This is a genomic window from Undibacterium sp. JH2W, from assembly GCF_049340425.1.
GTDB lineage: Bacteria > Pseudomonadota > Gammaproteobacteria > Burkholderiales > Burkholderiaceae_D > Undibacterium.
This window is the reverse complement of record NZ_JBMPOT010000028.1, coordinates 1-25,071: the sequence shown is the minus strand read 5'-3', so window position 1 is coordinate 25,071 and position 25,071 is coordinate 1. Positions and strand designations below refer to the sequence as shown.

Annotated in this window: 21 protein-coding genes; 19 read left to right on the top strand and 2 right to left on the bottom strand. The window is 48.9% G+C overall.

Translation table 11 applies throughout. The features are described from left to right. Positions 1-59: 59 nt before the first annotated feature. From ccsB to ACO0LC_RS27035, 4 genes are all read left to right on the top strand, one after another. A complete protein-coding gene (ccsB, locus tag ACO0LC_RS27050) occupies positions 60-1,208 on the top strand; it encodes a c-type cytochrome biogenesis protein CcsB (RefSeq protein ID WP_423009038.1) in 1,149 nt (382 codons plus the stop codon). A 290-nt stretch (positions 1,209-1,498) separates the two neighbouring features. Continuing rightward, positions 1,499-2,479: a protein-methionine-sulfoxide reductase catalytic subunit MsrP gene (msrP, locus tag ACO0LC_RS27045; protein ID WP_423009036.1), complete on the top strand. Its 981-nt coding sequence runs from the start codon at positions 1,499-1,501 to the stop codon at positions 2,477-2,479. Positions 2,480-2,491: 12 nt separating this feature from the next. Beyond that, positions 2,492-3,115 carry a sulfite oxidase heme-binding subunit YedZ gene (locus ACO0LC_RS27040; RefSeq protein WP_423009034.1) on the top strand — a complete coding sequence of 208 codons (624 nt, stop codon included), beginning with the start codon at positions 2,492-2,494 and terminating at the stop codon, positions 3,113-3,115. A 120-nt stretch (positions 3,116-3,235) separates the two neighbouring features. Beyond that, on the top strand, positions 3,236-3,877 hold the full coding sequence (locus tag ACO0LC_RS27035; RefSeq protein ID WP_423009032.1) for a 1-acyl-sn-glycerol-3-phosphate acyltransferase: 642 nt from the start codon (positions 3,236-3,238) through the stop codon (positions 3,875-3,877). A gap of 24 nt (positions 3,878-3,901) precedes the next feature. On the opposite strand, the gene lptM is transcribed toward ACO0LC_RS27035, so the two are convergent. After that, complete coding sequence (lptM, locus tag ACO0LC_RS27030; RefSeq protein ID WP_423009030.1) at positions 3,902-4,027, bottom strand: LPS translocon maturation chaperone LptM; 126 nt, start codon at positions 4,025-4,027, stop codon at positions 3,902-3,904. A gap of 61 nt (positions 4,028-4,088) precedes the next feature. On the opposite strand from lptM, the gene cyaY reads away from it, so the two are divergent. After that, positions 4,089-4,400, top strand: coding sequence for an iron donor protein CyaY (cyaY, locus tag ACO0LC_RS27025; protein ID WP_423009028.1), 312 nt, complete (start codon positions 4,089-4,091; stop codon positions 4,398-4,400). A gap of 8 nt (positions 4,401-4,408) precedes the next feature. Here cyaY and ACO0LC_RS27020 read toward each other — a convergent pair whose 3' ends face one another. Beyond that, positions 4,409-6,640: a penicillin-binding protein 1A gene (locus tag ACO0LC_RS27020; RefSeq protein WP_423009080.1), complete on the bottom strand. Its 2,232-nt coding sequence runs from the start codon at positions 6,638-6,640 to the stop codon at positions 4,409-4,411. 404 nt (positions 6,641-7,044) lie between these two features. Here ACO0LC_RS27020 and ACO0LC_RS27015 point away from each other — a divergent pair, with 404 nt between their 5' ends. The 14 genes from ACO0LC_RS27015 (at position 7,045) to ACO0LC_RS26950 (ending at position 24,777) form a co-directional block, all read left to right on the top strand. Then, a complete protein-coding gene (locus ACO0LC_RS27015; RefSeq protein ID WP_423009026.1) occupies positions 7,045-8,124 on the top strand; it encodes a pilus assembly protein PilM in 1,080 nt (359 codons plus the stop codon). Then, on the top strand, positions 8,124-8,741 hold the full coding sequence (locus ACO0LC_RS27010; RefSeq protein WP_423009024.1) for a PilN domain-containing protein: 618 nt from the start codon (positions 8,124-8,126) through the stop codon (positions 8,739-8,741). Before ACO0LC_RS27015 ends, ACO0LC_RS27010 begins: the two co-directional genes overlap by 1 nt. A gap of 35 nt (positions 8,742-8,776) precedes the next feature. Beyond that, entirely contained in the window at positions 8,777-9,430 is a 654-nt protein-coding gene (locus ACO0LC_RS27005; protein ID WP_423009022.1) for a type 4a pilus biogenesis protein PilO, read from the top strand. After that, positions 9,427-9,969, top strand: a complete 543-nt coding sequence (locus ACO0LC_RS27000; protein WP_423009020.1) for a pilus assembly protein PilP — start codon at positions 9,427-9,429, stop codon at positions 9,967-9,969. The genes ACO0LC_RS27005 and ACO0LC_RS27000 overlap by 4 nt, the downstream gene beginning before the upstream one ends. Next, complete coding sequence (pilQ, locus tag ACO0LC_RS26995) at positions 9,966-12,116, top strand: type IV pilus secretin PilQ (RefSeq protein ID WP_423009018.1); 2,151 nt, start codon at positions 9,966-9,968, stop codon at positions 12,114-12,116. Before ACO0LC_RS27000 ends, pilQ begins: the two co-directional genes overlap by 4 nt. A 70-nt stretch (positions 12,117-12,186) precedes the next feature. Further along, the gene (locus ACO0LC_RS26990; protein WP_423009016.1) at positions 12,187-14,565 is read left to right on the top strand and encodes a beta strand repeat-containing protein; all 2,379 of its coding nucleotides are present in this window, start codon (positions 12,187-12,189) and stop codon (positions 14,563-14,565) included. Positions 14,566-14,723: 158 nt separating this feature from the next. After that, the gene (gene aroKB / locus ACO0LC_RS26985; RefSeq protein WP_423009078.1) at positions 14,724-16,361 is read left to right on the top strand and encodes a bifunctional shikimate kinase/3-dehydroquinate synthase AroKB; all 1,638 of its coding nucleotides are present in this window, start codon (positions 14,724-14,726) and stop codon (positions 16,359-16,361) included. A 4-nt stretch (positions 16,362-16,365) separates the two neighbouring features. Beyond that, positions 16,366-17,514 (top strand): deoxyguanosinetriphosphate triphosphohydrolase, encoded by a 1,149-nt coding sequence (locus tag ACO0LC_RS26980; RefSeq protein ID WP_423009014.1) that lies wholly within the window; start codon positions 16,366-16,368, stop codon positions 17,512-17,514. 146 nt (positions 17,515-17,660) lie between these two features. After that, positions 17,661-18,371, top strand: a complete 711-nt coding sequence (locus tag ACO0LC_RS26975; protein WP_423009012.1) for a DUF4197 domain-containing protein — start codon at positions 17,661-17,663, stop codon at positions 18,369-18,371. A gap of 417 nt (positions 18,372-18,788) precedes the next feature. Continuing rightward, the gene (locus ACO0LC_RS26970; RefSeq protein WP_423009010.1) at positions 18,789-19,946 is read left to right on the top strand and encodes an ABC transporter substrate-binding protein; all 1,158 of its coding nucleotides are present in this window, start codon (positions 18,789-18,791) and stop codon (positions 19,944-19,946) included. A gap of 141 nt (positions 19,947-20,087) precedes the next feature. Beyond that, positions 20,088-20,978: a branched-chain amino acid ABC transporter permease gene (locus ACO0LC_RS26965; RefSeq protein ID WP_110256242.1), complete on the top strand. Its 891-nt coding sequence runs from the start codon at positions 20,088-20,090 to the stop codon at positions 20,976-20,978. Between the two features lie 9 nt (positions 20,979-20,987). Continuing rightward, on the top strand, positions 20,988-22,937 hold the full coding sequence (locus tag ACO0LC_RS26960; protein ID WP_423009008.1) for an ABC transporter permease subunit: 1,950 nt from the start codon (positions 20,988-20,990) through the stop codon (positions 22,935-22,937). Positions 22,938-22,947: 10 nt separating this feature from the next. Further along, entirely contained in the window at positions 22,948-23,676 is a 729-nt protein-coding gene (locus tag ACO0LC_RS26955; RefSeq protein WP_423009006.1) for an ABC transporter ATP-binding protein, read from the top strand. 156 nt (positions 23,677-23,832) lie between these two features. Beyond that, positions 23,833-24,777 carry an alpha/beta hydrolase family protein gene (locus ACO0LC_RS26950; RefSeq protein ID WP_423009004.1) on the top strand — a complete coding sequence of 315 codons (945 nt, stop codon included), beginning with the start codon at positions 23,833-23,835 and terminating at the stop codon, positions 24,775-24,777. Positions 24,778-25,071 lie beyond the last annotated feature (294 nt).

Below are 25,071 nucleotides of genomic sequence, written 5' to 3'. Positions count from 1 at the left end.
GCGCAGCTTAATCGACTACACTATGAAGCATATGGCCGATGGTCTGGCTTTGGGGAGATATGATGGAAATCACGCAGAACTACACACCCTATCAGGGTTTCTTTAAACGGCTATCGATCGCAGACTGGCTGTATGCCGTAGCACTGTGCATGGCATCCTTGTTCGCTCTGAGCCGTTTTGGCGGCTATATGGATGTCTATGAAAAAGGGATAGTCTTGCTGGCTGCGCCCACTTTTGCCTTGCTGGGCTGGCATTGGAAATCAGTGCGTACCTTGATGCTGATTTTGGCCGTGCTCAGTCTGCTGGCCATACAAATGTACGGTGGCTCGCTGGAGATGGCGAACAAGAAATTTTTCCTGAAATACCTGTTGTCCAGCCAATCCGCGATTTTGTGGATGAGTACCCTGTTTATCCTGTCTACTCTGTTTTATTGGGGAGGCTTGATCGCCCGTTCCGATTTTGGCGCCTCTGTTGGCTCGGTATTGTGCTGGGCAGCTGTGGTCATGGGCTTTACTGGCATGCTGGTGCGCTGGTATGAGTCTTATCTGATAGGCACTGATGTTGGTCATATCCCGGTATCGAATCTGTATGAAGTGTTCATCCTGTTCTCGATGATCACGGCCTTGTTCTATTTGTACTATGAACAGCAATACCGCACCCGCCAATTGGGGCCTTTTGTCATGCTGGTCATTACAGCGGCGGTTGGCTTCCTGATGTGGTATACCGTCAGCCGTGATGCCGCAGAAATCCAGCCGCTGTTGCCAGCCTTGCAAAGCTGGTGGATGAAGATACACGTGCCAGCCAATTTCATAGGCTATGGCACGTTTGCACTGGCCGCCATGGTGTCGGTTGCCTACTTGCTCAAGTCCAAGGGATATCTGGTTGACCGCTTGCCTGCGCTGGAAGTGCTGGATGATGTCATGTACAAGGCCATTGCTGTCGGCTTTGCCTTCTTCACTATTGCTACCATCCTTGGTGCCTTGTGGGCAGCAGATGCCTGGGGTGGTTATTGGTCCTGGGATCCAAAAGAAACCTGGGCACTGATAGTCTGGCTTAACTATGCAGCCTGGTTGCACATGCGCCTCATGAAGGGCTTGCGCGGTCAGGTCGCTGCCTGGTGGGCTTTAGTAGGTTTGTTGGTCACCACTTTTGCTTTCCTGGGCGTGAATATGTTTTTGTCGGGTCTTCACTCTTACGGCAAGTTATAAATTTAGGACTGACACAAAACCGCCCCAGCTGCGTTATAGCTCCTAGTCGTACTGAAGTACTGTCTTCGTCGCTATGGTGTAGTCGGGGTTGCAGACAACATGTTGTCTGTCGACGTAACGAACATCCCTTATAAGGGATGTTTCCTAAAAGCGATAGCCTTGCTGGGACAATTTTGTGTTAGTCCTATTTACATGTGTAAGGATTAGCAGGAAATAGCGACTCATGAGAAACTAGGGCGTAATGATCGTGTCAAATGATTGTTACGCCAGTCTCAACCACGGAGTCCACCATGCTGATCAAACCTAGCCCAAATGGCATAGACCTGCCTTTTTCTTCTGAAATCACCCCGCGCGCCGTGTTTGAGGCGCGTCGAGACTTTATCCGCAAGATGGCAGTAGGCTCCATAGCTGGCACAGCCTTGTTTGAAATGGCCAATCGCGCCGCTTTTGCCCAAAATCCTGCTGCACAAAAACTGGCTGCCACGCTGAATTCTGCCTATGCCGTGGTGGAAAAGAAGACGGCTTACAAAGATGCCACTACCTATAATAATTTTTATGAGTTTGGCACTGACAAGGCTGACCCGGCAGTGACTGCTCACACACTCAAGCCGCGTCCCTGGACAGTCAGCATAGAGGGCGAAGTCAAAAAGCCGATCACCCTGGATCTCGATAGTCTGATGAAACTGGCTCCACTGGAAGAACGTATCTACCGCCTGCGTTGTGTTGAAGGCTGGTCCATGGTCATACCCTGGACAGGTTATTCACTGTCCAATCTCATCAAAAAAGTCGAGCCTACGGGCAATGCCAAGTATATTGAATTTGTCACGCTTGAAGATAAAAAGCAAATGCCAGGCTTGCGTAGCCCCGTGCTGGAGTGGCCTTATGTAGAAGGCTTGCGCATGGATGAGGCTAATCATCCGCTGGCCTTGCTGACTTTTGGTATGTATGGCGAAGTCTTGCCCAACCAGAACGGTGCACCTGTGCGTATGGTCTTGCCTTGGAAATATGGTTTCAAGTCTGCCAAGTCCATCGTTAAAATCCGCTTTGTCAAAGAGCAGCCACGCACAGCATGGAATATTGCTGCACCCAGCGAATATGGCTTTTATTCAAATGTGAACCCGGATGTCGATCACCCACGCTGGTCGCAGGCAACTGAGCGCCGCATAGGGGAGGACGGTTTGTTTGCCCGCAAGCGCAAGACCCTGATGTTCAATGGCTATAGCGAAGTGGCGTCGCTGTATTCTGGCATGGACTTGAAGAAGTTTTTCTAGGATATAGGCCCCATGTTGCTCACCAATAAGCAGGTTTCCTGGTTCAAGACAGCTTTGTTCATCCTGGCTCTTTTGCCTTTTGTACGACTGGTCAGCTTTGTTTTTCTTGATAAGCTGGGAGCAAATCCAGTCGAATTCATCACCCGTAATACCGGCGACTGGACCTTGTATTTCCTCTGCATGACTTTGGCCGTGACGCCTTTGCGCAAGCTCCTGCATATGCCCTGGTTGATACGTTGCCGCCGCATGCTGGGCGTGTATACCTTCTTTTATGCTTTCCTGCATTTCATGACCTTTCTCTGGTTTGATCATTTCTTTGATGTGGCAGAAATGTGGAAGGATGTGATCAAGCGCCCCTTTATCACTATTGGTTTTATTGCTTTTGTCTTATTGATTCCCCTGGCTGCGACCAGCACCAATGGCATGATCAAGCGTCTGGGCGGCAAGCGCTGGCAGTGGTTGCATAAATTGATTTACCTGATCGCGCCTTTGGGTGTACTGCATTATTTCTGGATGAAGGCGGGCAAGCATGATTTTTCTCAGCCTGCGCTGTTTGGTATCATCGTTGCTGCTTTGCTCATGATACGTATATGGTGGCGCTGGTCCGGGCATGATACCGTCGCTGCGAGAGCCTGAGTATTGGCTGCATTCCATGTTGCGGGTGCACATTGATCTTGTTTTACATCGCACATTTCTTCACGGCATAATCCCGTTTTTGAAGAATTGCGGGCATAGACCCGATCACGTGCATAAAACATGAATGACTATTTACTGGAAAAGAAAACCGTCGCGACACGCACCCAGCGTGTCGCGGTCAGTATCCTGGGAGTGTTTGGCTGGCGTGTGCGCTACCGCCCTTTGCCTGGGCCGCGTGGTGTCGTCGTCATCTATCCACACACTTCCAACTGGGATTTCGTGGTGGGTATCCTGGCCAAGCTGGCCATAGGCATGCCTTTCCACTTCATCGCCAAGTCCTCCTTGTTTGAAGGTTTGACCGGGGCGACCCTGGGGCGTCTGGTGCGCTATCTGGGTGGTGAGCCGGTAGAGCGCGGCGTATCAACCGGGGCGATCGCCCGCCTGGCAGAGAAAATCAATCAATCCGACTGGTACTGGCTGGCGATCACGCCGGAGGGCACGCGCAGTCGCAAGCCTTATTGGCGCAGCGGCTTTTATCATATTGCCACCACTGCAAAAGTGCCTGTGGCTTGTGCAGCCTTTGATTTTGTCAAACGCGAAGTGGTGCTGGTCGATCATGTTGAACTGACCGGTGAGCGCGAGCAGGACATGGCAAATATTGCTGCCATGTTTCAAGATGTACAAGGTTGTCGTCCAGGGTTGGCCAGTCCTATCGTCTTGCGTCCTGAAGATGATGCGGATATGAGCAAAAATAACTCATAATCCAAAGTTAAATTCAACGCAAAATCAGGGATGAGCTGGTGCGCTGCCTGTCGTCACCGGCGCAGGCTTGGGCGGCATGACCAGCGGGCCTTTTTGGCCGCAAGCCGTCAATAAAGACATGATGAAAAATAGGCTAATCAGTTTGCGCATCTTGTATTCCTGGAACACCGTATAGAATGGCGTTTTACTTATGAAGACGCTGGAGTGTAGCATGACTGAATCCGAATTCCTGATACTGGCCGATACTTGCTTGCGACAAGTAGAAGAATTATTTGAGCAAGCCTTTGAAAATGACGAATACGATGTCGAGTGCAGCCGCAGTGGCAATGTATTGACGGTGGAATTTGTCGATACCAACACAAAAATCATCGTCAATAGCCAGGCACCCATGCAGGAAATGTGGGTGGCCGCACGCAGTGGCGGCTTCCACTATAAATATGATGGCCAGCATTGGCTCAATACCCGCGATGGTTCTGAATTATTTGCGACCTTGTCTCGCGTGGCGCAAGAGCAAGGCCGTTAAGAGCAAGGCTATTCCTCGATGACATTCACCGGTGGTGGTGGTGGTGCCAGGCTACCTACACCTATACCCGGTGGATTCTCTGCATAATAATAATCGCCATCTATCGCCAGTATACCTTTGGGCACTGGCCTTTCTTCTATAGGGAAATCCTTGAGGACCTTTTGCATGTAAGTGATCCAGATAGGCAGGGCCAGGCCGCCACCGGTTTCCTTGTTACCCAGGTTTTTTGGTTGATCAAAACCTATCCAGGCAATGCCGACGACCTTGGATTGATAGCCGGCAAACCAGGCATCAAAGGAATCATTGGTGGTGCCCGTCTTGCCGGCGATATCCGGACGTTTCAGGATCAAGGCCTTGGTCGCCGTACCCATTTTGACGACATCGCGCATCATGCTATCCATCATGAAGGCATTACGTTCATCGATGACGCGGTTGACTTCATCACCGGCCATGTCGGGTTTGGTTTGCACCAGTACCTGGCCATTGCTGTCGGTGATCTTGGATATCAGATAAGGGTTCACTTTGTAGCCGCCATTTGCAAATACTGCATAGGCACCGGCCATTTGCAGTGGCGTGACAGCACCTGCACCCAGGGCCAGGGTCAGGTAAGGTGGATTTTTCTCAGGGAGGAAGCCAAAGCGATTGGTATATTCCTGGCCATATTTGGCACCTATCTTATGCAGGATGCGTATGGAAATCATGTTCTTGGACTTGGTCAGGCCGCGGCGCATGGTCATCGGGCCTTCATACTTGCCATCATAATTCTTTGGCTCCCAGGACTGGCCGCCAGTCTGGCCAGCATCAAAACTGATTGGTTCATCATTGATGATGGTGGAAGGGGATAAGCCTTTTTCCAGCGAGGCAGAATAAATAAAGGGCTTGAAGCTGGAGCCGGGTTGACGCCAGGCCTGGGTAACGTGATTGAATTTATTCAGGTTGTAATCAAAACCACCGACCAGGGCACGAATGGCACCATCCGTGGTATTGGCTGCAACAAAGGCTGATTGCACCTCAGGCATCTGGGTGATACTCCAGCTCTTGCCTTCCAGTACCACGCGTATCACTGCGCCGCGCTGTATGCGCTTGTTGGCAGGTGTTTTTGCAGACAGGCCGCTGGCAGCAAACGTCAGGCCAGTGTCTTCAATACGGATTTCTTCGCCAGAAGACAAGACTGCACGCACCAGCTTGGGTGTCGCTTCCAGTACCATGGCCACCTGTAAGTCATCGCTATCCGAGTGCTCGGCCAATTCTTTTTCTATGGCATCTTCAGCAGCTTCCTTGCCATCCGGTATGGCGATGATGGCTTCTGGTCCACGATAACCATGGCGCTTCTCATAATCCATGACGCCGCGGCGTAAGGCCAGGTAGGCGGTGTCCTGGTCAGCCTTGGTGATGGTGGTATACACATTCAGGCCACGGGTATAGGTTTCTTCCTTGAACTGGTCATACACCAGTTGACGCGCCATTTCTGCAACATATTCGGCATGAATGCCAAATTGACCGCTATCGGTTTTGGTGACCAGTTCTTCATTCTTTGCTTGTTCATATTGCGCCTCAGTGATGTAACCAAGATTGCGCATCCTTTGCAAAATATATTGCTGCCTGACAGTCGCACGTTTTGGATTGGCAACCGGATTATAGGCAGAAGGTGCTTTTGGCAAGCCAGCCAGCATGGCTGCCTCGGCAATGGTCAGGTCTTTCAAGTCCTTGCCAAAATAAATCTGTCCCGCCGAGGAGAAACCGTAAGCGCGCTGCCCCAGATAAATCTGGTTCATATAGATTTCCAGGATCTGGTCCTTGCTCAAATTCTGTTCTATTTTCCAGGCCAGCAGGATTTCATAGATTTTGCGTTTGAAAGTTTGCTCACTGGACAGGAAAAAATTCCTGGCGACTTGCTGGGTAATGGTCGATGCGCCCTGTTTAGCGCCGCCTGTCAGATTGTGCAGAGTGGCCCGGGTGATGCCCAGGTAATCTACGCCACCATGCTCATAGAAGCGGTCATCTTCGATTGCCAGAACGGCTTTTTTCATGATTTCGGGGATGTCCTTGAAGCGCACGACATTCCGTCTTTCTTCACCGAATTCGCCGATCAGCATGTTATCTGCTGAAAAAACCCGTAATGGCATCTTGGGCCGATAGCTCGTAATCAAGTCCAGTTCTGGCAGGTTGGGATAGGCCATGGTGAGCGCAAAACCCACAATTAATACTCCTGCTACAACTAATCCGAATAAAACACCCATAGTTCCGAGTACAATGCGGGCCAAAAGCTTTCCTGTGGAGCGTTTTTGTGGCTCTGGATGATTGTCGGGCTCTTTATTTTGTTCTGACATAGCGGCTAATTGTAAATAAGGCAGCGGACATTATAGCCGCCTTCGGTGGGCATGAGACGGCCAGCAGATAGACGGATTTGTAAGCAAATTTTCAGAATATTCTTCATGTACGTGGATATTTGGCAACGCATAGGGGTAGTGCTGCGTGGAAATTGCTTTACCAATGCCAGTCTTATTGCTAGGATTTCATGTAAGCTTGGATAATTGTCTCGTAAATAGCGGTTTTTAAAGACAATTTATTTTTAGCAACAGAATGATTCGCACATGTAATTTTGTGTAAATTGAAATGATGATGTAATCGTGAGGGGATATTCTTGGCTTTAGATCTGGCTTCGTTGCTCGGCAGAAAAAATCCGCCACTATTTGGTCTGGATATCAGTTCTCTCGATATCAAGCTTGTTGAACTTTCGGAAGGAAGCAACAAGTCATATCGACTTGAGCGCTATGCCTCAGAACCACTGCCGAAAGGCGCGGTACTGGATGGCAATATCGAGAATATTGAACAAGTGACCGAGGCAATCCGCAAACTCGTCAAGAAAAGCGGAACCTCGGCAAAGAACGTGGCAATGGCAATGCCGGCATCTGCCGTCATTACTAAAAAAATCATACTCGCCGGAACTCTGACCGAACAGGCACTGGAAGTGCAAGTCGAGTCTGAGGCTAGCCAGTACATACCTTTCTCCATGGATGAAGTTAGCCTGGATTTCTGTGTGCTGGGGCCGGCGGCCAATGCGGAAGAAGATATAGAAGTGATGCTTGCTGCGTCTAGAAAAGAAAAAATTGAAGATCGCGTAGCCACCATACAGGCAGCGGGTTTGCAAGCCAAAGTCATGGATATTGAATCCTATGCTGCGCGTGCTGCCGTTTCACGTCTGATTGATCAGCAAGCCAATGGCGGCAAGGACCAGATCTACGCAGTTTTCCAGATAGGTTCCAAGCGTACTTATATCTTTATCATATTGAATGGTGAAGTGATTTATGAGCGCGAACAACAATTTGGCGGTGCTCAACTGACGCAGGACATCGTCAGGAATTATGGTATGTCAGCAGAAGAAGCTGAACAGAAAAAGAAAAACGGCGACTTGCCTGACACCTATGAAATGGAATTGCTGGAACCCTTCCTGGAAAGTGCAGCCCTGGAAGTGACCCGTGCAATACAATTCTTTTTTACGTCCACCCCGTATACACGGGTTGATCAGATTTATCTGTCCGGCGGTTGTGCAGTCATCCCCGGACTGGTTGACATCATTGCTGAACGTACCAAGATTTCCACTGCGGTAATCAGTCCCTTCAAAGGTATGGAATTAGGCTCGGGCGTTAATGAAAAAGCTTTGCGCAATGATGCTCCGGCATTCATGGTTGCCTGTGGTCTGGCGTTACGGAGATTTGGCTAATGATCAAGATTAATCTTCTGCCGCACAGGGAAGAAAAGCGCAAGCAGTTAAAAAGCGACTTTTATGGGCTCTTGCTCTTGTCTGCTATTGCTGGCGCGCTCATCGTCGTCGTCGTTAGTGCCTATTTCTCGCGGGAGCTGAGTACGCAAACTGATAAGAATACTTTCATTAAAAACGAAATAGTCAAACTCGATGAGCGTATCAAGGAAATTGCCACGCTTAGGCAGGAAATTGATGGCTTGAAAGCGCGTCAACAGGCGGTAGAAGATTTGCAGGGAGACAGAAATCAACCCGTATACCTGCTTGGTGAGCTGGTTAAATTAACACCCGAAGGTGTGTATTTGCGTACGTTGAAGCAAGAAGGACAGAAAATAGTTTTGACCGGTTATGCACAATCTCAGGATAGGGTTGCCGAATTTATCAGAAATCTTGGCACTAAATCCGACTGGATGTACAAGCCTGACCTCGATGGCATTAGTTCTGCCGTTCTGGGCGCTAACAAGGATGCTAAAAAAGTTTCTGATTTTCAGGTGAATGTGAGTATTCGACGCCCTCGTGAAAAAGAAGATATAGCCTCACAAGCTGGTGAGGCAGTTAAGAAATCTGGTGCGCCTTAGCGCGTAATAATATGCAATACAACGGAAGATTGTAAATGGCGATTAATCTGAATGAAATTGGTGAGTCTATCAGTGGCCAATTTCGGGACCTGAACGGGCTTCATCCTGGTCTTTGGCCAATTGCACCGCGTATGGCGTCTGCAATAGGTATTTTTGTGGTTGTTGTGGGATTGGGGTGGTTTTTTCAATGGGATGGGCAGATGCAATCCATTGACGTGGGTAAGGCAGAAGAAATCAAGCTTAGAGATGAATACAAGGCTAAGTTACAACAAGCTATTAACCTCGATGGACTTAAAGATCAGCGTAAGTTGGTCCAGCAATATGTTGCCACTATGGAGAAGCAATTGCCAAGCCAGGCTGAAATGGCTGCTTTGCTGGCTGATATCAATCAGGCGGGTACTGGCCGTGGATTGCAATTTGACTCCTTTAAACCAGGATCACCTGCCGTCAAAGATTATTATGCCGAGTTGCCTATCGCCATCAAGATTCAGGGTAGTTATCATGATTTGGGGCAATTTGTGGCTGATATAGCAAAATTGCCGAGGATTGTTACCTTAAATAATCTCAACATCATTGCATTGAAAGAGGGGGGGCTGTCATTAGATGTGACTGCGAAAACTTTTCGTTACCTGAACAGGGATGAAGTTCAGGATCAGGCTGATAAAAAGAAAAAGGAGCCTAAGAAATGATGAAAGTCCTCGTTAGGCCAATCATTTACGTAATGTTGGTGCTATCTTTATCTGCCTGCGGAGATTCAGAAGAGACCGAGTTAAAGGCCTGGATGGCTGCAGAGCAAAAACAGGCAAAGGCGGTCATTCCAAAATTGAGTCCGCCAAAAGTGTACACGCCATTTTCTTATGGGGGTAAGGGGGACATAGAACCATTTGATCCAGCCAAGTTGCTGGTGGTTCTGGCTCGCTTGAAAGCTGCTTCTGGTAATGGTATCAAGGCACCTGACCTGGAACGGCCCAGGGAAGCCTTAGAATCCTATCCTATGGATAGTCTGAAAATGGTTGGTACGATAGAAAAAAACAAAATGGTTTACGGTCTGGTTCAGGTTGATAAAACGGTTTATCAGGTCAAGTTGGGCGCTTACATAGGACAAAACCTGGGGATGATCATCAAAATTTCCGAGAATGAAATCGGCATCAAGGAAACTGTTCAAGATGCTGCTGGTGATTGGACTGAGCGTGAAGCCAAGTTAGAGTTGCAGGAGGCAAAGAAATGAATGCGTTGATAAATACAAGTAAAAGGGGCGCCAAAGTGGTTAAATTTATTTTATTTGCTTTACTCAATTTTTGTGGTGCTGCATTTGCACAAACAAATTCCATTGAGTCTTTGACGGCAAATCAGCAAGGTGCCAATATTATAGTCAAAATCACCATGAAGCAGCCTTTGCAGAAGCTGCCTGTAGGATTTGCTATTGCAAACCCTGCTAGGATCGCCATCGATTTTGCTGATGTCAGCAACAATACTGGGAAAACGTCTTTTGAAATGAATATGGGTGATTTGCGCGCTATCAATTTGATAGAGGCCACAGGTCGCTCACGTCTGATATTCAATTTGAGTAAATCCCTCAACTACGCCACGGTCATTGATGGTAACTCACTGATTGTGACTATTGATGCTTCGGGTGGCGTTGCAACTGCCGTCAATTCTCAAGGCTTGCCAACTAATGTACAGCCAGTTGTAGTCGGGAAGCGTTTCTTGAGAGATATTGATTTCCGTCGCGGCAGCGCTGGTGAAGGGCGGGTAGTTATTGATCTGCCGTTAGAGCAAGTTGCGGTTGATATTCGCCAGCAGGGGCAAAAGATCATTGTTGATTTCCTCAAGGTTGGCTTGCCAGAAAAATTACGTAGCCGGCTTGATGTTGCTGACTATGGTTCACCTGTTCAACTCATTACCACTTCACCTTCCGGTGAAAATGTTCGCATGGTGATTGAACCCACCGGTTTGTGGGAGCATAGTGCCTATCAAAGTGACACACAATTTGTTATTGAGGTCAAGCCCATCAAGGAAGATCCAAACAAACTAACCCAGGGCACCCAGGGTTATCGTGGTGAACGTCTTTCCTTTAATTTCCAGAATATTGAGGTCCGCGCGATTTTACAAATTATTGCGGAGGTCAGCAGTTTAAATATTATTGCGAGTGATACTGTCAATGGTACGATCACTCTCAGATTGAAAGATGTGCCTTGGGACCAGGCTTTGGATATTATCATGCAATCCAAGGGCCTTGATATGCGAAAAAATGGTTCTGTGATATGGGTTGCTCCAAAAGAAGAGCTGTTAACGAAGGAAAAGCTGGAGCTTGAACAAAAATCCCAGATTGCGGAACTCGAATCTTTAAAAACTGAATCATTTCAACTCAATTATCAAAAGGCTGAGTCCTTTAAACTGGTTTTTGGCATTGAAGGTAGTGCGACTAACCGCATTCTGTCCAAGCGTGGTAGTGCTGTGATCGAGCCGCGTACCAATCAATTATTCATAACTGATATTGCTTCCAAATTGGAAGAGGTTCGCAAATTAATTGCTAAAACTGATATCCCGTCCAGACAGGTTTTGATAGAGGCGCGAATAGTGGAAGCCGATGATAAATTCAGTAAAAATCTTGGCGCCAAACTTGGTTTTATTGATACTCGTGGTCTCAATGGTGGAAATGTTGGTTATCAGGTAGCCGGTAATCAACGCGTAGCATTGACAGGTAATTATCTTGGTGTTGGTGAACAGCTTGGCGTTGCAAAGCTTACTGATGGCAGTTTTGTGCCAAATACACAATTTGTGAATTTGCCAGCAGCAGGTATTAATGGTTTAAATGCAGGTAGCCTGGCAGTGAGTTTGTTTTCTTCTGCGGCGAACCGATTCCTGAATCTGGAGTTGTCTGCTCTGGAAGCGGATGGCAAAGGTAAAATCGTTTCTAGCCCCAGGGTCGTGACTGCAGATCAGTTGAAGGCATCGATAGAGCAAGGTACAGAATTACCATATCAAGTAGCTACATCCAGTGGTGCAACATCTATTATTTTCCGTAAAGCGTCTTTAAGGTTGGAAGTAACTCCTCAGATTACGCCGGATGGTAATGTTATTCTGGATGTGGATGTGCATAAAGATAGCGTGGGACAGGAAACGCGCGCTGGTTTTGCAATTGATACTAAAGAAGTAAAAACCATAGTCTTGGTTGAAAATGGCGGCACAGTTGTTCTTGGCGGGATTTTCCAACAAACAGAACGTGACAATGTAACAAAAGTACCGTTCTTTGGTGACCTGCCACTGTTTGGTAATTTGTTTAAATCTACAGGACGTACCAATGACAAGACTGAATTATTGATTTTTATTACTCCCAAAATTATCGCTGAGAAATTTAGTTCAAAGCAATAAGAGGTGCTTGTTATGCGCGCCATCTTATGCAAGCCGATTTTCTGAATTTGTTAAAAAATATAGGTGTTTCATGATGAAGTTTATACGCGGTTTATTCGCACTGATTTTACTGATGGGCCTTACGGCATGTGGCGGTGGCGGTGGCTCTCCTGGCAATACCAGTGGTGGCACCAAGTTATTCACATCTGCCGCTGAAAAAATAACGATTGCCCCTGGTGTAACTCAGACCTTCAGCATAGGTGGTGGTGTGCCCAATTATTCTGCAACTAGTAGCACTGGTGCCGCAATAGTCACCGTAGTCGACAAAACCTTGACGATTACGGGCGGCGGCGGCGGTACTGCAACAGTAACGGTGAGAGATGCATCTGGTGGACTCGTTAGCATAGCTGTTACAGTTGGTTCTGGAATTGACTTATTTACTTCTGCGCCTGGAACTGTCGTAGTTGGAGTTGGTGGACAATCAGCTGAATATACAATAGGTGGTGGCAGTTTGATTTATAACGTATCAACCAGCAATTCTGCGATTGCAGATGTAGTCTATTCAGGTAATCGTTTTGTGATCGTCGGTGTGCTGGGGGGGACTGCTCAAATCACTGTACGTGATACGATAGGCGGTGTAGTGCTAATTTCAGTAACAGTAGGTTCTGTTGATGCGTTGTTTACTACCGCCAATTCAGATATCAACGTCGGTGTTAACGCGGCTGCTACCTATAATATAGGCGGTGGTAAAGGACCATATACCGTTGGTAGCAGTAGCGTTGCAGTTGCTTCTGCCTCCATCTCAGGCTCAAAATTGACTATTACTGGTTTAAGTGTAGGCAAATCAACCGTTATCATTCGCGACGCATCTACTGGTTTGGTGACTATTACCGTTACAGTAGGGTCAGGAGCAGATTTATTTACTTCAGCGCCAGCGGATTTGTCCGTTGGTGTGGGTTCCTCTAGTCCAACCTTCACCATTGGTGGCGGTAGTCAAATCTATACCGTGGCAAGTGGTAACACTCAGGTTGCAACCGTAGGTATTAATGATAATAAATTCACAGTTAATGGTGTCGCTGCTGGTGTTACCACAGTCACTGTCAAAGATACTCTGGGTAAAACAGTCACTATCAATTTAACGGTGGGTTCTGCTGTAAAGTTCTACACTACGGCACCATCCGCGATTACTTTGACTGCCAGTGGCACAGGAACCTATGTGGTTGGTGGTGGTGTTGCACCATACACGGCGACAAGTAGTAATACTGCGGTCGCGACTGCGTCCATCTCTGGCAATACCTTGACTTTGAAAGGTATTATTTCTGGTCAGGCAAATGTCATTTTGCGCGACAGTGCAGGTACAACTATTCCACTTACCGTCACTCTGGGATCGGGTGCCGCGAATGCTGTCTTCACGACAGCACCAGCAGCAGTTACTATTGCCGTAGGTTCCAGCCCTAGCTACCAAATCGGTGGTGGTTCAGGACCTTATTCTATTGCTAGCAGCAATACGACAATTGCATCAGTCAACCTGAATGCAGATAATACTTTCACGATCACTGGTGTTGCTACCGGTAATGCCAGCGTTGTTGTGAAAGATTCTGCTGGTATACCAGTCACTATTGCCGTTAACGTAGGTTCTGGCGCAGCCGTTGGTTTGTATACAACTGCACCTTCCACCATTAATTTGGCTCCTGGCTCTGCTCCTGTTTATAGCATCGGTGGTGGTACTGCTCCTTATGCGGCAACCAGCAGTGATGTAAAAGTAGTGACGGTAGTCGTAGTTGGTAATGCAATGACTGTGACTGCGGTTGGTCCAGGTACGGCAACAATTCGACTCGTGGATAGCGTTGGTACACCAATCAGCATTACTGTCAATGTGATTTCTGGAACAAATTCAGATTTGTCCGTAGCTCCTACGACCGTTTCAGCTGTTCCTGGCGACACGATTTACATTCGCATAGACGGTGGCAGTGCGCCTTATAATGCGGTGTCCAGCAACAATAGTGTTGCAAGTATTACAGGTGGTTCTGTTCTGAATGCACCTGGTGTAGTTTCGGCTTTCATGTCTACTATAGGTACGGCAACTATTGTTGTTACAGATGCTAAAGGTAAGGTTATTACGGTTGCCATTGCTGTCGCTGCTGGCGGACCGGGCATGTTCCTGACACCAACAACATGGACTATTGATGAGACAAATAATTCGTCTATATCCTTGTCCATCTCCGGTGGTAACCCGCCGTTCCAGGTATTCACGAACAACACTTTGTTATCGTCGGTAGTGGGGGCTAACATTGACCCAGCTAATCCTTTGACTTTCACTGGACGTACCGTGACTGTCAGCCTGGGTACTCAAGGTACACGCTGTGTCGCTGCTAATACACCGGTAACGATTACAGTCAAAGATGTAGTTAATACATCCACAACCAGTGTGATGACGGTACGTGACACGAATGGTGCTGCTGGCTGTTAATAGTTTGGACAGGTTTGCCTGAAGCGGAAAATTTCTACACAATAGCTGTTTATTTGCTTCGAACCAGTTATATTCCCCAGAGCCTCAAACTCTGGGGAGTTCAGCAAAAGTCATAAGCCAGGTAAACAGTTTTGAAGAATATTTTTCTCGTAGGCCTGATGGGCTCCGGCAAAACCACGGTTGGCCGGGCCCTGGCAAAAAAACTCAATAAGCGTTTCATTGATTCTGATCACGAAATTGAGGCCCGTACTGGGGTTTCGATTCCCGTGATTTTTGAGATTGAAGGCGAGGCTAGTTTTCGCCAGCGGGAGGCGGATGTGATCCGTGACCTGACTGGGCAAGAAAATATAGTCCTGGCCACAGGTGGTGGTGCCGTGTTGAATGCAGAGAGCAGGAAGTATTTGCATGAACGCGGCATTGTCATTTATTTGCGTGCAGGTATACAAAGCATTTTGCAGCGTACCCGCCACGACAAGAATCGCCCTCTTTTGCGCACGACAGATCCGCGCAAAAAACTCGAAGAGCTGGAATCCCAGCGCGCCCCCCTCTACCAGGAAGTTGCCCACGTCAGCATAGAGACTGGCAGGCCCAATGTGCAATTTTTGGTGCAATCCGTACTGGATAAATTAGCTCAGGAAAAATTACTCGATATTCCTGAGGCCCTACTTAGTCATAGCAAAATAAATATGTCAGAGCAAAGTTCCGCCAGCACAAACACGGTCTTGAATGTGGACCTCGGTGAGCGCAGCTACCCCATCACCATAGGTACTTCGCTGTTATCCGATGGCCAGTTTCTGCAGTCCAAAATCAAAGGCAAGAAGACTGTCATCATCACTAACACTGTAGTGGCTCCCTTGTATCTGGCAACCTTGGAAACCGCCTTGCGTACTGCTGGCAAGGAAGTACTGTCCGTGGTCTTGCCCGATGGCGAAGAACAAAAAAACTGGGCCAGCCTGATGCTGATCTTTGACGCCCTGCTGGAACATAAATGCGATAGAAAGACGACTTTGCTTGCTCTTGGTGGTGGCGTCATCGGTGATATGACAGGCTTTGCCGCCTCTGCGTATATGCGCGGCATTCCTTTTGTACAAATTCCGACGACCCTGTTGTCACAAGTTGATTCATCGGTGGGGGGCAAGACCGGTATCAATCATCCTCTGGGCAAGAACATGATAGGGGCGTTTTACCAGCCCGAGGCTGTGATTGCCGATATAGGCAGTCTGCAAAGCTTGCCCGACAATGAACTCTCAGCCGGCTTGGCAGAAGTTATCAAGCATGGCGCCATCATTGATACGGTGTTCTTTGACTGGATAGAGGCCAATATGGCGGCTTTGCGCGCCAAAGATCCCAAGGCATTGACGCATGCGATTTTGCGCTCTTGTGAAATCAAGGCTGACATCGTGCGCCAGGATGAACGTGAAGGTGGTTTGCGCGCCATCCTGAATTTCGGGCATACCTTTGGCCACGCCATAGAATCCGGTCTGGGCTATGGCAAATGGCTGCATGGTGAGGCGGTAGGCTGTGGCATGGTCATGGCGGCTGATTTGTCTTGTCGCCTTGGAATGATCGACTATGTCACCAAGACTCGCATCAAACAAGTCGTAGAAGCAGCTGGCTTGCCCAGTGTAGCACCTGATCTAGGTGAAGAACGCTGGCTGGAACTCATGGAAGTCGACAAGAAAAACGAAGGTGGTAAAATCAAATTCATCTTGTTGAAACCACTGGGACAGGCACATATCATGACAGTACCCAAAGAGATTTTGTTACAGACCCTGCGTAGCTGTATCAGCAATTAAAAATATGTTTACTGACGCCCACCTCGCTCCCTATGCTGCACAATCTGCCAGCTCGCGAGGGCGGCGTCACACGGAAGAGCCGTCATCCTCACGTAGCGAATATCAGCGTGACCGTGACCGTATCATCCATAGCACGGCTTTTCGCCGACTCGAATACAAGACCCAGGTCTTCGTCAATCATGAAGGTGACCTGTTTCGCAACCGTCTTACGCATAGCCTGGAAGTGGCCCAGATAGGTCGCTCGATTGCGCGTAATTTGCGTCTCAATGAAGATCTGGTGGAAGCGATATCCCTGGCACATGATCTTGGCCACACTCCTTTTGGCCATGCTGGCCAGGATGCGTTGAATGCCTGTATGAAGCCCTTTGGCGGCTTTGAACATAATCTGCAAAGCCTGCGTGTGGTCGATGAGCTGGAAGAACGTTATGGTGCTTTTGATGGTCTTAACCTGACCTACGAAACACGCGAAGGCATACTCAAGCATTGCTCCATCACGAATGCCCGTCTACTGGGCGACGTAGGACAGCGCTTCATTGATAAACAGCACCCTACGCTGGAAGCGCAAGTCACCAATCTGGCAGATTCCATTGCCTACAATAATCACGATATCGATGATGGTCTGCGTTCCGGCCTGCTGCTGGAATCCCAATTGCTGGACCTGGATATTTACGGACGTCATCGCGCCATTGTTGACGCTGCTTACCCAGGCATTAGTGGCCGCCGGGGTATCGCCGAAACCATACGCCGCATGATCAATACCCTCATCGTCGATCTGATTGAGACTTCAGCGCAGAAGATCAAAGATTGCCAGCCTGCTTCAGTCGATGAGGTGCGCAATATGGAAAGAATGATCGCTTTTTCGGACGGCATCTACCGTGAAGCACAGGAATTGAAGCAGTTTTTGTTTGAAAACCTGTATCGCCATTATCAAGTCAACCGCATGACCTTCAAAGCCAGGCGCACCATCACTGAATTATTTGATGCCCTGCATACTGAACCAAATTTACTTCCTACGGATTATCAGGTTCGGAAACTGGACAGCGCAGAGCAGCAGCAAGTGCAAGTCAGAAAAATTGCTGACTATATCGCTGGCATGACGGACCGCTTTGCCATGCGCGAGCACAGACGTCTGTACATGGTGGATGAAGTCTAGTTGCGGCGACTGAATTGGTTTCCCAGCATCTCCTGTGTGCCGATAAACGATGCCAGGCATTATCGGATTTACATAATTTGTACTTTCAAAGGCGGGAAATACAGCAGGCTTTGTATAGAATATCAACTCTTTATCAGGAGAAAGCCATGTCATCCATTTCAACTTCATTTGCCCGCCTGTTGCTTGCCAGCAGCCTGTTCGTGGTCGCCACAGCAGCCACCACTGCCCATGCAGTTTCTTTCTCTGATCTCAGCAATCAGGATGCCAGCACAGGTTTGAAAGCAGCTCTCGATAAAGGTTCTGCCGCTGCAGTCAGCAAGCTTGGTGTTGATGGCGGCTTCCTGAATAATGATAAGGTCAAAATCCAGCTGCCATCGATACTGGAAAAAGCTCGCCCAATTTTGCAAATGACAGGCAAGGGTCAGCAACTTGATGAATTGGTGGTTTCCATGAACCGCGCCGCAGAAGCTGCCGTACCCATGGCCAAGCCACTGCTGGTGAATGCTGTCAAGTCCATGACCCTGACCGATGCCAAGAATATTCTGACGGGTGGCGAGACTTCAGTTACAGATTTCTTCAAGGAAAAAACGTCCGCTCCTCTCAGTGCGAAATTTCTGCCCATGGTCAAAGGCGTGACCGACAAGGCTGGTCTGTCAGCCAAATACAATGGCATCATGAGCCAGGCACAAAAATTTGGTGCAGTGTCCCAGCAAGAAGCCACAGTCGAAGGCTATGTCACCCAAAAAGCCATGGATGCCTTGTTTTTGATGATAGCCGAAGAAGAAAAATCCATACGCCAGGACCCTTTGGGCGCTGGTAGCAAGGCCATCAGCAAAGTCTTTAGTTTGCTAAAATAAAATGCCAGGTGCAGGCAAGGCGTTGCCTTGTCTGTGGTAGCAGGCCGAATAGAAATTTACCGGGGAGTCCTGGGCTTATAAAGGACCTGCTGTTTTTTTGCAGCAGTTCTGTCAAAAATTCATAAATCCAAACCAGTATCGATGAAATTCTTTCATCGCATCGTCGAAAGAGTTTCTCTCTGTCATAATTTTACGTGTGGTTTTGTCTGTAAAAAACCCTGGTCTCTATCAAATGCCTTGCCAGACAAGGGCCCGTTCCCCGCATATACCTGCCAGATTGCTGCTTGCCCTTCACTTTTGCGTAGTATTACTTAAGTAGAACGGAGGCTGAGATTTTTTCCATTTCCTGTTAATTTAGCGGGGTAATTCATGAATTTAATTTTTTGAAGTACTCTTATAAAAAAACAGGAGACAAAGATGTCATACAAAGTCAAAACCCTAGTTGCATCCATCGTTCTGGGCCTGGCAGCGGCCAGCAATGCAGCAGAACCTATCAAGATTGGTGTCGCAGGTCCTTTCACAGGCGGTTCCGCCCCTATGGGCGTTTCCATGCGTGATGGCGTTAAACTCGCTGTCAGTGAAATCAATGCCAAAGGTGGCGTACTGGGCAGGCAGTTGCAATTGGTCGAACGTGATGATGAAGCAAAGAATGAACGCGGCGTGCAGGTAGCGCAAGAACTCATCAACAAGGAAAAAGTCGCAGCCACTGTCGGTTATATCAATACTGGTGTGGCGCTGGCATCGCAACGTTTTTACCAGGAAGCCAAGATCCCTGTCCTGAACAATGTGGCGACAGGCAGTGTGGTGACCAAACAATTTGTGGCGCCTGAACACAAGGATAATTACATCTTCCGTACGGCAGCCAACGACACCATACAGTCTGCCATGATCGTCGAAGAAGCGGTGGTCAAGAACAAGTTTACCAAAGTCGCCATCCTGGCAGATTCCACCAACTACGGCCAGCTCGGTCGTGAAGACCTGGAAAAAGCCCTGGGTGCAAAAGGCATCAAGCCTGTCGCGGTCGAGAAATTCAATATCAAGGATGTCGACATGACAGCCCAGCTCCTGAAAGCCAAACAGGGTGGTGCACAAGCCATCCTGACCTATGGCATAGGCCCTGAGCTGGCACAGATCGCCAATGGTATGGAAAAACTGGGCTGGAAAGTACCCATGATAGGCAGCTGGACTTTGTCCATGGGCAACTTCCTCGACAATGCGGGTAAAAATGGTGATGGTGCCATGATGCCGCAAACTTTCATTCAAGATCCGAATACCCCAAAACGCAAAGCCTTCATCGAAGCCTATCAAAAAGCCTATAAGCTCGAACGCATGCCTTCTGCTGTTTCTGCAGCGCAGGGATATGATTCCATCTATTTGCTGGCCGCGGCCATCAAACAGGCCGGAAGCACAGATGGCGTCAAAGTACGTGAAGCGCTGGAAAACCTGAATGAAAAAGTGGAAGGTGTCATCACCACTTACAACAAGCCTTTCACGCATGATGATCATGAAGCCATCAAGCCTGGCATGCCTGTCATGGGTGAAGCCAAAGGCGGCCATATCGTTCAGGGCAAATAAGACTTCGGTACTTAGTATTCGCTCTTAGCCCAGCCACTCGCACCTGCTTGCCGTGGCTGGGCTGTTATTCAGATAGACAGCTGCAAGGCTATCCAGTGTATGTGGATAGTCATGACAGACTGCACTCCTTGGGTGAACAACATGGAAATTTTACTTCAGCTCGTCTTCAGCGGCATCGCCCTGGGGATGATTTATGCTGTCATCGCATTTGGCTATCAACTGACATTTGCGACTTCAGGCACCCTGAACTTTGGTCAGGGTGAAGCCCTGATGCTGGGAGCATTGGTTGGCCTCAGCGTGGTCGGCAACGTGCATGGTGGCCCGTATATGAACTATTGGCTGATGATACCGATAGTCCTGATCTTTGGCGGCCTGCAAGGCATGGTCGTGGAATGGATAGGCGTGCGCCCGGCCATTAAGATCAAATCAGAATTTGGCTGGATCATGTCCACCATTGCACTCGCCATCATTTTCAAGAATGTCGCAGAAAATATCTGGGGCAAGGATGACCTGACTTTCCCGTCCCCCTTGTCTGCCGCACCTTTTCAGGTGTTTGGTGCCAACGTGCAAGCCATGCAGGTCGTGGTCGTCATCGGTGCATTGGCGATGATGCTGGCGGTGGAATTTTTCAACCGCAAATCTATCTATGGCAAAGCCGTAGTCGCAACATCGAATGACAGGGATGCAGCTGGCCTGATGGGTATCAATACCAGCATGGTCATCACCTTCTCGTATGCGCTGTCCTCGGCCACTGCAGCCTTCGCAGGCGTACTGGTGGCACCACTGACGTTGACAGGGGCGACGATGGGCTCGGCACTGGGTTTAAAAGCCTTTGCCGTGGCGATTATCGGTGGCCTGACTTCTGGCGTAGGCGCCATCGTCGGCGGCCTGATTTTGGGCATTGCTGAAACCCTGACCGGCTTCTACATCTCCACCGGCTACAAGGAAGTACCAGGCCTGGTCCTGTTGTTGCTGGTGCTGGCCGTCAAACCTGCTGGTTTGTTTGGCAAAGCTGCCATCAAGAAAGTGTGAGGCGAAATAATGAATAAGCAGACTCTCGCTCTTTCCATCCTCGGCCTAGGCGTTTTGGCGCTGACACCTGTGGTGATGCATAACCCTTATTACCTGCATCTGGCTGAGACCATACTGATCTACGCCATCCTGCTGTTTGGCCTGGACATCGTGGTTGGTTACACTGGCCAGGTGTCACTTGGTCACGCCGGTTTGTTTGGCATAGGCTCGTACACAACGGGCGTGCTGGTGTTCAAGCTGGGCATGTCGGTGTTTGTTGCCATCCCCTGCAGTATCGCCGTCACTGCCGTATTCGGTGCCTTGCTGGCCTTGCCCGCACTGCGCGTGACCGGGCCTTACCTGGCCATGGTGACACTGGCCTTTGGCACCATCATCCAGATCCTCATCAATGAAATGAGTTTCCTGACTGAAGGGCCGATGGGTATCAAACTCACCAAGCCTGTGATCTTTGGACAAAAGCTGGGTGAGGTTGGTTTCTTTTATCTGGTTGCCATCATGCTGGTGCTGTCATTGATTGTGGTTCACCGCATCTTGCGCTCTCACTATGGCCGTGCCTTCCAGGCTTTGCGTGACAGCCCGATTGCGTCTGACTGCATGGGTGTTTCAGTCTACAAGTACAAAGTCATTGCCTTCGTCATCAGTGCAGCACTGGCTGGTCTGGCTGGCAGCCTGTATGCGTATTCGGAAGAATATATTTCGCCGAATACCTACAACTTTGAACTGACTATTATGTTCCTGCTGGCCGTCATCATGGGCGGGCGCAAAACCCGTACCGGGTCACTGCTGGGGGCATTGATAGTCGTGATGTTGCCATCGCTGCTGGCTGATATAGAACTGTTCCGCAAGATCGCTACAGTCGCTGCAGTAATTGCCGTGATCGCTGGTGGAGCAGCCATCGCCAAACAACGTAAAACAGTCAGGGAACTCATTGTCCCTGTCGGTGCGACTGTGGCCATGGCCTTGTTCTCTTACAAGCTGGAAAACATTACCGACTGGCGTCTGACCATTTTTGGTTTGATGACCTTGTTCGTCGTGTATTACCTGCAGGATGGTATCGTTGGTTTCGTCAATAGCTTGCTGGGCAAGGGACAACAGCATCTCATCGTCAAAGCTGAAAGTGCCGAGAGCAATGCAGGTAATGCCATCGTCAACGCCAGCGATACCCGGGTTGGCGTTTTGCTGTCAGGCCGGAAATTGCTGATGCAATTCGGTGGCCTGAAAGCCCTGAACCAGGTTGATTTGCAAATCAACAAAGGCACAGTGCATGGCTTGATAGGCCCTAACGGTTCCGGCAAAAGCACCATGATGAATGTGCTGACCGGCATCTACCAGCCTACCGATGGCGTGGTGGAGTTTGGCGGCAAAGTCATTTCAGGCAGCACGCCATCTGCAATTGCCTTGGGTGGTGTGGCGCGTACTTTTCAGAACGTGCAATTGTTTGGCGAAATGACGGCGACAGAAAACATCCTGGTGGGCTTGCACAATACCTTCCGCAGTAACGTGGGCGATGCCATGCTGCATACGCCACGCTATCTGCGCGAAGAGCGACTGGCAAGAGCACGTGCTGCCAGCATCCTGCAATTCGTCGGCCTGGCGGACCTGGCGAATGAAGAGGCACGCAATCTGCCCTACGGCAAACAACGCCTGCTCGAAATTGGTCGCGCACTGGGCCTCAATCCGCAACTACTGTTGCTCGATGAACCTGCTGCTGGCCTGACTGCGCCCGACATCAAGGACCTGATCGCCATCATCCGCAAGATACGTGAACACGGCATTACCATCATCCTCATTGAACATCATATGGATGTAGTCATGTCGATTTGCGATACCGTGACTGTGCTGGATTTTGGCCAGAAAATTGCAGAAGGCAAACCGGCAGCAGTACAGGCCGACCCTAAAGTGATCGAAGCCTATCTCGGTGGCAGTGTCGCTGAAACCGTCGAAATTACTGCAGCCTGAGGAGAGAGTAATGTTAAGCATTTCAAATCTGCATGCAGCCTATGGCAAGGTCGAAGTCTTGCATGGTATTTCCATGGAAGTGCCCAAGGGTAAAGTCGTGACACTGATAGGTTCCAACGGTGCTGGCAAAACCACCACCATGCGCGCCATATCCGGCATGTTGAAACCCAAAGAAGGTACGGTGACACTGGCCGGTAAAGATGTCACCGGCCTCGATTCACACAAGATCGCCAGGGCAGGGCTGGCACATTCGCCAGAAGGGCGGCGCGTGTTTGCCACCATGTCGGTGACCGATAATCTTTTGCTCGGTGCCTTCCCGCGCTTCACCCGCAGCCGCCCGCGTGGTGACATAGAAAGTGATCTGCAAAAAGCCATGGAATTGTTCCCACGCTTGAAAGAACGCAAGAATCAGTTGGCGGGCACCCTGTCTGGTGGCGAGCAGCAAATGCTGGCCATGGCGAGGGCAGTCATGCTCAACCCTGACGTGGTCTTGCTGGATGAACCATCCATGGGCCTGGCACCGATATTGGTCGATGAAGTCTTTCGCATCATCGTGCGCCTCAAAGAGCAGGGCACGACCATGCTGTTGGTGGAGCAGTTTGCCGCGGCTGCTTTAGCCGTGGCTGACTATGGCTACGTGCTGGAAAACGGCAGGATATCTGTGCATGGTCCTGCAGCCAGTTTGCAGAATGATCCAGCAGTGAAGGCGGCTTATCTGGGTGGTGGAGCACAGCACTGATTATTGCCAGAAACATGGTGGCAAACGCAGTAAAAAAATGGGGGGCTTGCTCTCCATTTTTTGTTTTCGCGCATCAATTCTTGCTTGAATCGTGATATTTTTCCATGCTGATTTATGCTTGTCCGTGTTTTACATTTACCACTGTTTAGCAATCCTATGAATACCATTTCTTCACAAATCCGCCATACAGTCCTGGTGTTGGCTACACTGTTTAGTGCTGCTTGCGTGGCAGCGCCAGTGTTGCAAGAACATATAATAAAAATCGATGGCAAGCAAAGACGCTACTATCATTTATCTGATGTTGCTGTGACCAATCCTGGTCAAACCATATTGCTGGTCAGTGGCTCAGGTTGCGATGATTTTGCTACACGCTTGCCCCTGTTTTTTGAACGCTATCCTGCCGCTGCCAATGTCTATTATCTGGAAAAACCTGGTGTCATAAAAAATGCCGATGGCAGCAAGTGCAGCAAAGAATTTCAGGCAGAAGACAAATTTGATCAGCGCTTGTCTGACCATTTGAAGTTCATTGAACAAGAGCCTGAACTGAAAAAAATGCCAGTGCGTTCGATTGCTGTGCTGGGTTTTTCTGAAGGCGGTGCCGTCGCTCCTTACCTTGCCAGAGATAGCAAGAAGATAGGCTGGCTGGTAACAGCAGGCAGTGGCGGCTTGAAACAAAGTGAAGAATTTTTGATCTTTGCCGACCGTGGTGTTGAGCCTTATGCCAAGCCATTTTCACACGACTATTTTTTGCATGTCTATGCTGACATCAAAAAAGATGGCAAGAGCCTCAGGAAAGAATTTTTTGGCCATCCCTATGCCTACTGGTCTGGTCGTTTGTTTACCGATCCTTTGAGCGTATATGCAAGCCTGGATATACCCATGGTGGCGGCGATGGGGGAGAAAGATGAGAGTGTGCCTATAGAATCAGGGCATGCCTTGCGGGACTATTTTTTGAAGCATCCTGAAAAGGATTTTCAGTTCGTGGAATTTTCGGGGGCCAGTCATGGTTTGAAGACTGCAGAGAGAAATGGGGCGCAGGAGTTTATTGCGGGCTTGGCGGGGTGGTTTAAGGGGGATAAGAAGGCGTTTGAGTTGAAGTGATACGCGCTTAACAGAAGCCGCCAGCTTTTAAATTTACGGCACACATAATGACGTCATTCCTGCGTGCTTTTGGCAAGAATCTAGCGACGTTCGTTGTTTACGGTTAGGTATATTAATTTCAAATTCGTAGTGTTTTACGTATCTGTTTTCAAATACGTTTACACGCCATTTAAGATTGCCGGTCGGGGGTAGCCCGACAGCTACATACCTTTCTTGCGTCGCTGTATAGAACAGAGACATGGGTAACACCTGTATCAGGACATAGGTAACACCTTTAGGTGATCATAAAGATAC